The sequence below is a fragment of the Neisseria sp. LACPHL-SPEC-2024-00856 genome (assembly GCF_047915665.1).
In the GTDB taxonomy this organism is placed as follows: Bacteria; Pseudomonadota; Gammaproteobacteria; order Burkholderiales; family Neisseriaceae; genus Neisseria; species Neisseria polysaccharea.
The window spans coordinates 66,026-78,484 of record NZ_JBLRPR010000005.1 but is presented as its reverse complement, the minus strand read 5'-3'; the positions used below and the strand labels follow the sequence as shown (position 1 = coordinate 78,484).

The following is a 12,459-nucleotide window of genomic DNA, read 5'->3' as shown; positions in this document are numbered from 1 at the left end:
CTTTTCAGACGGCATCCTTATGTTTCCCGACCAATCCGCCCCCAACCTCCTGCAAGGCTTAAATCCCGAACAACTCTCCGCCGTAACCTGGCCGCCGCAATCCGCCCTCGTTTTGGCGGGCGCGGGCAGCGGCAAAACCCGCGTGCTGACCACGCGCATCGCATGGCTTTTGCAAACCGGTCAGGCAAGCGTACACAGCATCATGGCGGTAACGTTTACCAACAAAGCCGCCAAAGAAATGCAAACCCGTCTCGGCGCGATGATTCCCATCAACGTCCGCGCTATGTGGCTCGGCACGTTTCACGGTCTCTGCCACCGCTTTTTGCGCCTGCACCACCGCGATGCCGGTCTGCCGTCTTCCTTTCAAATCCTCGACAGCGGCGACCAGCTTTCCCTGATCAAACGCCTGCTCAAAAGTCTCAACATCGCCGAAGAAATCATCGCGCCGCGTTCGCTGCAAGGCTTTATCAACGCGCAAAAAGAATCCGGCTTACGCGCTTCCGTGTTGAGCGCGCCCGATCCGCATACGCGCCGCATGATTGAGTGCTACGCCGAATACGACAAAATCTGTCAACGCGAAGGCGTGGTCGATTTCGCCGAACTGATGCTCCGCAGTTACGAAATGCTGCAAAGCAATGAAATACTGCGCCGGCACTACCAAAACCGCTTCAACCACATTCTCGTTGACGAGTTCCAAGACACCAACAAACTGCAATACGCGTGGCTGAAACTGATGGCGGGCGGCAACGCGGCGGTATTTGCCGTCGGCGACGACGACCAAAGCATTTACCGGTTCCGAGGCGCGAACGTCGGCAATATGACCGCGCTGATGGAAGAGTTCCACATCGACGCGCCCGTCAAACTCGAGCAAAACTACCGTTCCGTCGGCAACATCCTCGCCGCCGCCAACGCTGTTATCGAAAACAACGACGAACGCCTCGGCAAAAACCTGCGTACCGACGCCGAAGCAGGCGACAAAATCCGCTACTACTCCGCCTTTACCGACCTCGAAGAAGCCCGGTTCATCGTGGACGAAACCAAAGCCCTCGAACGCGAAGGCCGGGATTTGGACGAAATCGCCGTCCTCTACCGCAGCAATGCCCAATCCCGCGTCATCGAACAAAGCCTGTTCCGCAGCGGCATTCCCTACAAAATCTACGGTGGGCTGCGCTTTTACGAACGCCAAGAAATCAAACACGCGCTCGCCTATTTGCGCCTCGCCGTCAATCCCGACGACGACAACGCCCTCTTGCGCGTGATTAATTTCCCACCGCGCGGCATCGGCGCGCGTACCGTCGAAAACCTTCAGACGGCATCGCAAGAGCAAGGCGTTTCACTTTGGCAGGCAGCCTGCAATGCCGGCGCAAAAGCCACCAAAGTCGCCGCCTTCGTCCGCCTGATTGAAGCCCTGCGCAACCAAGTCGGACAAATGCCCCTGCCCGAAATCATCGCCGGCATCCTCAAAGACAGCGGCCTGACCGAATACTACCAAACCCAAAAAGGCGATAACCAAGACCGCCTTGACAACCTCGACGAACTCGTCAACGCCGCCATCGAGTTCAAACCCGAAGACAGCAATTTTGAAATCCTACCCGAAAACATTTCAGACGACCCCGCCTTCCCCATCCTCGCTTTCTTGAGCAACGCTGCCCTCGAATCCGGCGAAAACCAAGCAGGCGCAGGCGAAAAAGCCGTCCAACTCATGACCGTCCACGCCTCCAAAGGTTTGGAATTTAACGCCGTCTTCCTCACCGGCATGGAAGAAGGCCGCTTCCCCAGCGAAATGAGCCTTGCCGAACGCGGCGGCCTCGAAGAAGAACGCCGCCTCATGTACGTCGCCATCACCCGCGCCCGCAAACGCCTCTACATCACCATGGCACAGCAACGCATGCTGCATGGGCAAACCCAATTCGGCATCGTCTCTCGTTTCGTTGAAGAAATCCCGCCCGAAGTGTTGCATTACCTGTCCGTCAAAAAAACCGCCTACGACAGCTACGGCGGCCCGCGCCAAACCGCCGCATCCAAAGACAAAATCATCGACGACTACAAACAGCCGCAAACCTACGCAGGCTTCCGCATCGGCCAAAACGTCCGCCACGCCAAATTCGGCACCGGCGTCATCATCGATGCCGTGGACAAAGGCGAGTCCGCCCGACTGACCATCAACTTCGGCAAACAGGGCGTGAAAGAGCTGGACACCAAGTTTGCGAAATTGGAAGAGGTGTAAATTTAAAATGTAGGTCGAATACTTGTATTCGACAAAAACATTTGACGCGTCTATCGTTTCCGAAAAACCGCTGTTGGAAATGTCGGATTCAAAAATCCGACCTACGGCAAAAAACGTAGTAAGGACAAGGCAAAAGGCCGTCTGAAAACGGGAAGGGCAATTTTGCCGCAACCGCCGCCGTCATTCCCGCGAAGGCGGGAATCCAGACCTTTCGGTACGGAAACTTATCGGATAAAAGGTTTCTTTAGATTCCACGTCCTAGATTCCCGCCTGCGCGGGAATGACGGACGGTAAAAGCCGGGTATAGATACCCACCCTCTGTTATCACTGAAATCAATAAGGAAGAACATTATGTCCCAAGTTTTTAAAGATTTTGATTTGCCCTCTGTGTGGGAATCCGACAGTTGGGCAGATGAAAACTACAAAGAAGCCCCGTTTACCCCTGAAATTTTGGCTGCCGTAGAAAGTGAGCTAGGCTATAAATTGCCGCAAAGTTTTATTGAATTGATGGGAGTACAAAACGGCGGGATATTTATAAAAACCTGTTTTCCAACCACGCAGAGAAATTCGTGGGCGAAAGATCATGTGCAAATTTGCGAGGTATCGGGCATCGGTTTTGAAAAAGAAGGAAGCCTGTGCGGCGAAACAGGGCAAAAACTTTGGCTGGAAGAATGGGAGTATCCTCCTATCGGCGTGTATTTTGCCAACGACCCGTCGGGAGGACATGCCCTGTTTGCCTTAGACTATCGGGCGTGCGGCAAAGACGGCGAGCCGAAAGTGGTGTTCGTCGAACAAGAATCGGATTTTGAAATCGTCGAACTTGCCCCCGATTTTGAAACCTTTATCCGCAGTTTGCGGCATGAAGATGAGTTTATTGACGAGGAAATATAAAACGGCGGTTGAAAAACCGGAATCATCAAGGAAAAACGAGCGAAATAACGGATAACCGTTTGAATCCGTAAGGGAAACAGTTCGGCGGAACGTGCCGCCTGTTTTCGGCGGTTTTGTCGGTGCTTAGGTCAAACCTTTACGGCGTTGCCCTTATGCCGATTTTGTCCGCCTGCTGCAAGGCGGTTTGCCTACTGAAAGGCAAAATGCCGTCTGAACATCGTTCAGACGGCATTTTCAAATGGAAGGCAATATAGTCGGTATATGAAAAGTTGATGCGTGAGGCAGGATGGGTTTAGGCTTGTTAATCTCCATATAATAAATGGCCGTCTGAAGCCCTTATGCGACTATATCTGCCGACCCTATGGTCAATCAGCAGTGAACCAGTGAGCCTTCGTCTTCGCCGGTAATGACGCGTTTGAGCGAGCCTTCTTTGGCGATGCCGAAGACGACGATATTGAGTTTGCGTTCGCGGCAGAGCGCAAAGGCGGTCGCGTCCATGACTTTAAGGTTTTTGTTCAAGGCTTCGTCAAAAGTAATGGTTTCGTAGCGGGTTGCAGACGGGTCTTTTTTCGGGTCTGCGGTGTACACGCCGTCAACGTTGGTGGCTTTGAGCATCACGTCGCAGTTCATTTCCGCACCGCGCAATGCGGCGGCAGTGTCGGTCGTGAAGAACGGGTTACCGGTACCGGCGGCAAAAATCACGACTTTGCCTTCTTCTAAATATTGAATGGCTTTAGGACGGGCGTACGTTTCAGCGATTTGCTGCATGGAAAGCGCGGATTGTACGCGCGCTTTGATGCCGAGGGTTTCAAATGCGTCTTTGAGTGCCAAGGCGTTCATCACGGTTGCCATCATGCCCATGTAGTCGGCAGTGGCGCGGTCCATGCTGCCCGCTTGGGCGGATACGCCCCGGAAAATATTGCCGCCGCCCACGACGATGCCGACCTGTACGCCCATTTTAACGACTTCGGCAATTTCGCCGACAGTTTGAACGATGGTATCGTGATTGATGCCGAACGGATCGGAACCCATCAGGGATTCGCCGGAGAGTTTCAGTAATACGCGTTTGTATTTGATTTGCTGTGTCATGGGATATTCTGCTTTCTCGTTGGGGATGTTGCCGGCTTCCGGGCGGGATGCCGTCTGAAAGGTGTATGCCTTGGCAGGACGTATGCGGCGTGCCGGCGGTGTGAAAACGGGCGGCTGAATTTGCCGCCGCTGTTTTCGGGCGGGGCGGGCATTTGAACCCTGCCGCCGGAAAATATGGGCCTTTCCCAAAAAAAAGCACCCTGATTCGTTTGGAATCCAGGTGCTTTCTTTTTCATAGTGCCTTACACTTTGGCGGCAGCGGCTACTTCTGCCGCGTAATCGACGGCTTTTTTCTCGATACCGTCGCCTACTTTGTAGCGTACGAAGCTGACCACTTCAGTGCCGTTTTCTTTCGCGAATTGGGCAACAGTTTGGTCGGGGTTCATCACGAATGCTTGGCCGTTCAGAGTGATTTCAGCCAAGAATTTGCGGATACGGCCTTCAACCATTTTAGCGGCGATGTCGGCAGGTTTACCGGAAGCGATGGCTTGTTCGGTGTAGATGTGGCGTTCTTTTTCAACGGTTTCAGCATCTACTTCGGCTTCACTTACGCATTGTGGTTTAGCGGCAACGATGTGCATACCGATTTTGCGTGCTACGTCTTCAGAGCCTTTGTACTCAACCAATACGCCTTCGGTAGCCAAAGCACCGTGGATGTAGGCAACCAGTTGGTTGGCAGTGTCGATCACTTGGAAGCGGCGGACAGACATGTTCTCGCCCAATTTGGCGATGATGGCTTTACGTTCTGCTTCAACCAGTTCGCTCAGTTCTTCAACAGAAGCCGGTTTTTTCTCGGCAGCGGTTTTAGCAACGAAGTTGGCAAATTCTACGAAGCCGGCGTCTTTAGCAACGAAGTCGGTTTCGCAGTTTACTTCAACCAATGCGCCGACATTGCCGTTGATCGCGTAAGCCAATACGCCTTCGGCAGCAGTACGGCCAGCCAGTTTACCGGCTTTCGCACCAGATTTAATACGCAGGATTTCTTCGGCTTTGTCGAAGTTGCCTTCAGCTTCAACCAAGGCTTTTTTGCATTCCATCATGCCCAGTCCGGTAGCGGCGCGCAGGTCGGCAACCATTTTTGCAGTAATTTCTGCCATTTTGAATCTCCTAGATTTTTGGGAAATGCGGAAAGGATTTTCCGCATTCGGGAATCGTGTGCCGCGAACGGACGTTCAGACGGCATATTTGAGAAAAGGGGCATAACGCCCCTCTTCTGTGTACCGAATTACTCGGCAGCAGCTTCTTGGGCAGCGGCTACAGTTTCTTGCAGCGCTTGGTTTTTGCCTTCCAAAACTGCGTCAGCGATGCCTCGGCAGTACAGGCGGATGGCTTTGGCGGAGTCGTCGTTGCCGGGGATGACGTATTTCACGCCGTCGGGGCTGTTGTTGGTATCGACTACGGCGATAACGGGGATGCCCAGTTTTTCAGCCTCAACCAGAGTACCTTTTTGGTAGCCGGTGTCGATAACGAAAATCGCGTCAGGCAGGCCTTTCATGTTTTTGATACCGCCCAAAGAACGTTCCAATTTTTCAACGTCGCGTTGCATTTCCAGAATTTCTTTTTTGCTGAAACCGCTTTCGGCAGCATTTTCCAGGGCAGCGGTTTTTTCTTCCAGGCGTTTGATGGATTGCTTAACGGTTTTGTAGTTGGTCAGCATACCGCCCAACCAACGGTGATCGACGAAAGGCATACCGGCGCGGGTAGCTTCTTCGCGGATGATGTCGCGGGCTTGGCGTTTGGTACCTACGAACAATACTGTACCTTTGTTGGCAACCAGACGGCGTACGGCTTCTTGCGCGTCTTGGAACATCGGCAGGGTTTTTTCCAGGTTGACGATATGGATTTTGTTGCGCGCACCGAAAATGTATTGTGCCATTTTCGGGTTCCAGAAACGGGTTTGGTGGCCGAAGTGGACACCGGCTTCAATCATCTGACGCATAGTAATTTGAGACATTTTGATTTCCTTGAAAGGGTTAAGGGCACACATTCAATCGCATAGAACTTGATAGGCGATGCCTATTGTCAAGCACCCTTCGGCGAAAGTGGGCATAAGTTTTAAAAAATAGCGTGTTTCCGAAATGGAAAACTGACGGATTATAGCGGATAAGATGCCGTCTGAAAAGGGACTTTATCCTTTTCCGTCCTGTTTTTCATCCGCCTGTACCGCTTTTGGGCGGGCCGCTTCAAACTCCGCCTGTTCCTGCCGTTTCATCAGGCGGTTGCGGCGGCGGACGGTGATGGCGAAAACCGTGAACACGGTGGGTAGAACCGCCCAGAAAACCAAATAAATCAAGGCGCGCGCAATACTCGGCTGCGCGGCGGAATACATAACGGCAACAAAAAGATAGCCGATGGCGACGATGTGCCACATTGTGTGCGTCCTGTTTGAATGTTAACAAAATCGTTATAATCGCAACATTCTACCGCAATCCTGAAAGGCCGTCTGAAATGAGGAACGAGGAAAAACGCGCCCTGCGCCGCGAATTGCGCGGGCGGCGTTCGCAAATGGGGCGGGACGTGCGGGCGGCGGCAACGGTAAAAATCAACCGCCTGCTCAAACGTTATATCAAGCGTGGTCGGAAAATCGGCGTGTATTGGCCGATGGGCAAGGAATTGCGTTTGGACGGCTTTGTCCGCGCGGCGCAAAAACGCGGTGTAAAACTTTATCTGCCTTATATCGAACCGCGTTCGCGGCGGATGTGGTTTACGCCGTATCCTGAAAGCGGAATGGAACGGGAACGCATACGGGGCAGGGCGAGGTTGAACGTGCCGCAGTTTGCAGGGCGCAAAATCCGCGTGCACGGTTTATCCGTATTATTCGTCCCGCTTGTCGGCATAGACCGCGAGGGCTACCGCTTAGGACAGGCAGGCGGCTATTACGATGCGACGCTTGCGGCGATGAAATACCGTTTGCAGGCAAAAACCGTGGGCGTGGGCTTTGCCTGCCAACTGGTCGGCACGCTGCCGCGCGAGGCGCACGACCTGCCGCTGGACGGTTTTGTGTCGGAGGCGGGGATATTGTGTTTTTAGCCGTTCAGACGGCATTTCGGGCGGAAATGCCGTCTGAAGGCGGAATATTGGGAGAAAAGGATGTCGGAAAGGATAATACTGCCGGTCTTGTCGTTGGGCGGCGTTCGTCTCGAACCGTTGGATGTGCATCATGAAACGGGTTTGCGCGAGGCGGTTTGCGATGGAGAGGTTTGGAAGCTGGGGGTAACGTCCGCGCCCCATCCGGATAGGGTGGCAGACTATATTGGGACAGCATTGGCAACGCGTTTGGCGTTTGCGGTTGTCGATGAAGAGGCGGACAGGGTGGTCGGGACAACGGCGTATTATCATTTTGAACCGCAGATTCCGCGTTTGGATATCGGATTCACATGGTATGCGGCATCGGCACAGCGGACACGGATAAACACCTGTTGCAAAATCATGCTGTTGGATTACGCGTTCGATGTTTTGGCTTGCTGTTGCGTGGGATGGCGCACGGATATTCTGAACCTTGCCTCGCAACGTGCCATCGAACGGCTGGGCGCGGAAAAAGACGGCGTGCTGCGTATGCATATGCTCCGTAAAGACGGCAGTGTGCGCGATACGGTTGTGTACAGTATGCTGAGGGAAGATTGGCGCAAAAACAGGGAAATCCTGACCGGCAGGTTGGCGGGGTATGGCGTGCAGGTGTGAGGCAGTATTTTCAGATTTAAAAAACTTAACGCAATATGCTGACAATCTTTTAAAAATTAATATATAAACAATTTTGGTTTTTTATCTATTAAAAATTTGATATATATAGATAAATAACTATTTTTATTTTTCATTTCGCAGTTCTTGGGCTTGGCGGGCGACAGAAAAACTTTGCATTTCCCAGTAAAATCCACTACATTCACGATAACATATTACAAGCCCCTGAAGCGGTGTCGGAAGCCATACTTGCAACGCATTCCAACCCCGAAACAGCGTGCTCGGACACACACCATTGCCGGTTTCCCCCTGCTTTTGCGATTCAGGCGTTTGTAGTACGGCAAATAACCATAAGGGCAGAAGATGCCTGTTTTTTAGGAGTAAACCATGGCTGAAGCGACAGACGTTGTCTTGGTGGGCGGCGGCATTATGAGCGCGACTTTGGGCGTTTTGCTCAAAGAACTCGAACCGTCTTGGGAAATCACCCTGATTGAACGCTTGGAAGACGTGGCGTTGGAATCGTCAAACGCGTGGAACAACGCCGGCACGGGGCATTCCGCACTGTGCGAATTGAACTATGCGCCGCTGGGTGCGGACGGCATCATCAATCCGGCACGCGCCCTCAATATTGCCGAACAGTTCCACATCAGCCGCCAGTTTTGGGCGACGCTGGTCGCGGAAGGCAAGTTGGAAGACAATTCTTTCGTCAATGCCGTGCCGCATATGTCTTTGGTGATGAATGAAGACCACTGCCGTTACCTGCAAAAACGCTATGATGTGTTTAAAACGCAGAAACTTTTTGAAAATATGGAATTTTCCACCGATCGGAACAAAATTTCCGATTGGGCTCCGCTGATTATGCGCGGCCGGGACGAAAACCAACCCGTCGCCGCCAACTATTCCGCCGAAGGTACGGATGTCGATTTCGGACGGCTGACGCGCCAGATGGTGAAATATTTGCAGGGCAAGGGCGTGAAAACCGAGTTCAACCGCCACGTCGAAGACATCAAACGCGAATCCGACGGCGCGTGGGCGCTCAAAACCGCCGATACCCGTAACCCCGACGGGCAGCTCACCCTCCGCACCCGCTTCCTCTTCCTCGGCGCGGGCGGCGGCGCGCTGACCCTGCTGCAAAAATCCGGCATCCCCGAAGGCAAGGGCTATGGCGGCTTCCCCGTGTCCGGCTTGTTCTTCCGCAACAGCAACCCCGAAACCGCCGAACAACACAACGCCAAAGTGTACGGGCAGGCCTCCGTCGGCGCGCCGCCGATGTCCGTCCCGCACCTCGACACACGCAACGTGGACGGCAAACGCCACCTTATGTTCGGTCCTTACGCAGGCTTCCGTTCCAACTTCCTCAAGCAAGGCTCGCTTATGGATTTGCCGCTGTCCATCCATATGGACAACCTCTATCCTATGCTGCGCGCCGGCTGGGCGAATATGCCGCTGACCAAATACCTGCTGGGCGAATTGCGTAAAACCAAAGAAGAACGCTTCGCCTCCCTGCTGGAATACTACCCCGAGGCAAACCCCGACGACTGGGAACTCATCACCGCAGGGCAACGCGTCCAAATCATTAAAAAAGACTCCGAAAAAGGCGGCGTGCTCCAGTTTGGTACGGAGATTGTCGCCCACGCCGACGGCTCGCTCGCCGCATTGCTGGGCGCGTCGCCGGGCGCATCGACCGCCGTGCCGCTGATGATCCGGCTGATGCACCAATGCTTCCCCGAGCGCGCCCCGTCTTGGGAAGGCCGTCTGAAAGAGCTGGTACCGGGTTACGGCATCAAGTTGAACGAAAACCCTGAAAGGGCGGATGAAATTATCGCCTATACCGCGAAAGTGTTGGATATTTAAGCTGAATCTTCCAAGAAAAGCCGTGCCCCCATATGGTGTTGATGCCGTCCCTGCCAGTTGTGCCCTTCATCCGGCAGGGCAGGTTTTGATACACGGGGCAGGTAATCGTTTCCCCTCCCTTTGCGAATAATGGGACGGTCAAAAAAAACAGCGTTTTCATTTCTGAAAACGCTGTTTTTTGTTGCCTGATTAACGTGGGGAACAGTCTTTGAAGACGATTTGGTTGTCAGGTGCGGTAATCATAATGGGCTGTTTGCGGTAGGATTTGCCATTCATCACGCCGGTACCCAAAACATAACCGCCTTCTTTGCCGTAGAATGTTTCCACATTGTCGGATTTGTCCAAATTGACAGGCATTTGCACGCGTTTGCCGTTGATGACGGCGGAAGCGTATGTGGTCAGACCCTGTTTGTTGAAGCCGTAGGTTACTTTGACTTTTTTACCTTGCTGGCAGACGTAGCTGACGGTTTTTTTGGCAACGGTGGGGTTGTCCGTGCCGGCGGCGGCAGCCATACTGCTGAGCGCGATTGCGGAAGACAGGATTGCGGTGGTCAGAAGTTTCATTTTTATTCCTTTGGATAGATGTGGAGTTTGCCCGTTCCGGGCTATTTGACATTCTAATATCGGCGTATCCTGAAATAAACAGGAAATTGGATAAAGTTTGTAAAAAGGCAGGTTCGGGCGGTTCGGCGGTTTGATGCAGGGGCGGCAGGCGGGGTACGGCAGCCTGTCCGGTGTTTCAGACGGCATTGTTTGCGTTTTTTGGAAATAAAAAACCTCCGGACATCCGGAGGTTGCGGTTTAACCTTGTTTTTTTCTTTCAGACTTGGTCTGTTTGGACAATTCGGCATACAGGTCGGGATGGTGTTTTTTCAACAGGGCGGCGATTTCCATATCTTTTTTGTTGACTTTTGCTAAATCGAGGCATTCGATATGGACGAGGCGGAGCAGTTCGCGTACGGGTTTGGGCATCTTGCGTCCGGTTTCGTAGCGGGAACCGCCGGATTGCGTTACGCCGACCTTGCCCCAGAAGTCTATCTGGTTAAGACCGGTTTTTTTGCGGATTTCTTTAACGTCTTCAATCTCTTCAAATACTTTCATGGGAATTCCTTTTAAAGTTTGTTTGGTTGCCACGTAAATTTTAATTTGCTTTATTTTTGTAATGTGTCGAGTCAAGCCTGTTTTTATATTGCATATTATATCTGCCGTTTCTTTCAGACGGCATTGTTTGTTTTTATAGGGGGGTTAGGGTTTGCCGGTGGCCGGGCTGACGGTGAGGATTTCGTAGCCGGTTTCGGTAACCAAAACTTCGTGTTCCCATTGGGCGGAGAGGGAGCGGTCTTTGGTAACCACCGTCCAGCCGTCGTTGAGGATACGCAGGTGGCGTTTGCCTTGGTTGATCATCGGTTCGACGGTAAAAATCATACCCGGTTTTAGAACGGGGCCCTGTCCTTTTTTTCCGTAGTGCAAAACTTGCGGGGCTTCGTGGAAACCGCGCCCGATGCCGTGTCCGCAAAATTCCTGTACGACGGAATAGCCGGCGTTTTCGGCAACCTGTTGGCAGGCGTAGCCTACGTCGCCCAGTGTCGCGCCGGGTTTGACGGCTTCTATGCCCGCCATCATAGAGGCGTGGGTTACGTCGATCAGACGTTGGGCGATGGGGGAGACTTTGCCGACGGTAAACATACGGCTGGAGTCGCCGTGGAAGCCGTCTTTCTTGATGGTGAGGTCGATGTTGATAATGTCGCCTTCTTTGAGCGGCTTGTCGTCGGGAATGCCGTGGCAGATGACGTGGTTGACGGAGGTACAGCAGGATTTGGGGTAGGGCGGGTTGCCGTAGTGGAGGGGGGCGGGGTAGCCGCCTTGGACGTTGACGTGGTAGTCGTAAACGAGTTTGTCGATTTCATCGGTGGTAATGCCGGGTTTGACGAATTGTCCGATATAGTCGAGGGCTTCGGCGACGAGTTTGCCCAGTTCGCGCATTTTCTCAATTTCTTCGGGGGTTTTGATGATGATGCCGTTCATAATGCTTCCTTGGATTGCGGGTGTGCCTGCCGTGCCGGGTCAGAAGAGGTTGTCGAGAATCTCTTTTTTATGGGGTTTGGCCGGCGTGTTTTTCGGGGTGTCCGGTTTGGTATGGTTTTCTTTGGGCGTTTCTTTTTCTTTGGGTGTTTCTTTGGGCTGCGCCTGTTTTTCGGGTGTTTCTTTTTTGGGCTCGGGACGGGGGACGTTTGTGGGCAGTACGGGGGTTTCTTTGAGTGTGTTTTCAGCTTGTGTTCCGGCGTCGTCCGGCTGTCTGTCGGTTTGAGCTGTGTCGGCAGGGCGCGGTTTGACCCGGTTTTTCTTGGGTGCGGCAGGGGACGGCAGTCCGCTGCCGCTTTCGTCTGTGCCGTCCGGCTGTGCGGGTTCGGATGAGGCGGAGTGGTGTTCGGGTTGGGCGGCATCTTGTCCGACTGCGCCGTTTGGCAGCCAGAATTCGGTTTCGCGGGGGCTGTCGGTGTGTTGCGGTTCGGTTTGGAGGGTTTTGTCGCCGTTCGGGTTGAATGTGCTGACGATGCCTACTGCCAATGCGCCGATGGCGGTGATACAGATGAGCAATACGGCGCGTATCAGGAGTTTGGGGGTCAGCCTGAAGGGTTTGTTCGGTTTTTTTGCCATTTTGATTGTGCTTTTGGGGTGTCGGGCAATGCCGTCTGAAGGCGGTTCAGACGGTATTGCCG

The 12,459-nt window shown here is 53.2% G+C and carries 13 protein-coding genes; 5 read left to right on the top strand and 8 right to left on the bottom strand.

Annotated elements, in window-relative coordinates; translation table 11 throughout:
* The first annotated feature begins 19 nt into the window (after positions 1-19).
* Complete coding sequence (gene uvrD / locus ACNAU7_RS06135; RefSeq protein ID WP_416301517.1) at positions 20-2,227, top strand: DNA helicase II; 2,208 nt, start codon at positions 20-22, stop codon at positions 2,225-2,227.
* A 351-nt stretch (positions 2,228-2,578) separates the two neighbouring features.
* Positions 2,579-3,118, top strand: coding sequence for an SMI1/KNR4 family protein (locus ACNAU7_RS06130; protein WP_416301515.1), 540 nt, complete (start codon positions 2,579-2,581; stop codon positions 3,116-3,118).
* Between the two features lie 369 nt (positions 3,119-3,487).
* On the opposite strand, the gene pyrH is transcribed toward ACNAU7_RS06130, so the two are convergent.
* From pyrH to ACNAU7_RS06110, 4 genes are all read right to left on the bottom strand, one after another.
* Positions 3,488-4,207 (bottom strand): UMP kinase, encoded by a 720-nt coding sequence (pyrH, locus tag ACNAU7_RS06125; RefSeq protein WP_416301513.1) that lies wholly within the window; start codon positions 4,205-4,207, stop codon positions 3,488-3,490.
* A gap of 242 nt (positions 4,208-4,449) precedes the next feature.
* A complete protein-coding gene (tsf, locus tag ACNAU7_RS06120) occupies positions 4,450-5,304 on the bottom strand; it encodes a translation elongation factor Ts (RefSeq protein WP_127244807.1) in 855 nt (284 codons plus the stop codon).
* Between the two features lie 128 nt (positions 5,305-5,432).
* Positions 5,433-6,161, bottom strand: a complete 729-nt coding sequence (gene rpsB, locus ACNAU7_RS06115; RefSeq protein ID WP_002224704.1) for a 30S ribosomal protein S2 — start codon at positions 6,159-6,161, stop codon at positions 5,433-5,435.
* A 174-nt stretch (positions 6,162-6,335) separates the two neighbouring features.
* Positions 6,336-6,578 carry a hypothetical protein gene (locus ACNAU7_RS06110; RefSeq protein ID WP_115119764.1) on the bottom strand — a complete coding sequence of 81 codons (243 nt, stop codon included), beginning with the start codon at positions 6,576-6,578 and terminating at the stop codon, positions 6,336-6,338.
* 77 nt (positions 6,579-6,655) lie between these two features.
* Between ACNAU7_RS06110 and ACNAU7_RS06105 the strand changes: the two genes are divergently transcribed.
* The 3 genes from ACNAU7_RS06105 to ACNAU7_RS06095 all read left to right on the top strand — a co-directional run bounded on the left by ACNAU7_RS06105 (position 6,656) and on the right by ACNAU7_RS06095 (position 9,739).
* Complete coding sequence (locus ACNAU7_RS06105) at positions 6,656-7,237, top strand: 5-formyltetrahydrofolate cyclo-ligase (RefSeq protein WP_416301508.1); 582 nt, start codon at positions 6,656-6,658, stop codon at positions 7,235-7,237.
* A gap of 60 nt (positions 7,238-7,297) precedes the next feature.
* Positions 7,298-7,888 carry a GNAT family N-acetyltransferase gene (locus tag ACNAU7_RS06100; RefSeq protein ID WP_003712991.1) on the top strand — a complete coding sequence of 197 codons (591 nt, stop codon included), beginning with the start codon at positions 7,298-7,300 and terminating at the stop codon, positions 7,886-7,888.
* A 384-nt stretch (positions 7,889-8,272) separates the two neighbouring features.
* A complete protein-coding gene (locus ACNAU7_RS06095) occupies positions 8,273-9,739 on the top strand; it encodes a malate:quinone oxidoreductase (protein ID WP_416301505.1) in 1,467 nt (488 codons plus the stop codon).
* A 189-nt stretch (positions 9,740-9,928) separates the two neighbouring features.
* On the opposite strand, the gene ACNAU7_RS06090 is transcribed toward ACNAU7_RS06095, so the two are convergent.
* From ACNAU7_RS06090 to ACNAU7_RS06075, 4 genes are all read right to left on the bottom strand, one after another.
* Positions 9,929-10,303 carry an adhesin gene (locus tag ACNAU7_RS06090; RefSeq protein WP_416301502.1) on the bottom strand — a complete coding sequence of 125 codons (375 nt, stop codon included), beginning with the start codon at positions 10,301-10,303 and terminating at the stop codon, positions 9,929-9,931.
* Between the two features lie 237 nt (positions 10,304-10,540).
* Complete coding sequence (locus ACNAU7_RS06085; protein ID WP_411712682.1) at positions 10,541-10,840, bottom strand: helix-turn-helix domain-containing protein; 300 nt, start codon at positions 10,838-10,840, stop codon at positions 10,541-10,543.
* 144 nt (positions 10,841-10,984) lie between these two features.
* The gene (gene map, locus ACNAU7_RS06080; RefSeq protein ID WP_301673911.1) at positions 10,985-11,764 is read right to left on the bottom strand and encodes a type I methionyl aminopeptidase; all 780 of its coding nucleotides are present in this window, start codon (positions 11,762-11,764) and stop codon (positions 10,985-10,987) included.
* 39 nt (positions 11,765-11,803) lie between these two features.
* Entirely contained in the window at positions 11,804-12,454 is a 651-nt protein-coding gene (locus tag ACNAU7_RS06075) for a hypothetical protein (protein ID WP_416301641.1), read from the bottom strand.
* Between the last annotated feature and the right edge of the window lie 5 nt (positions 12,455-12,459).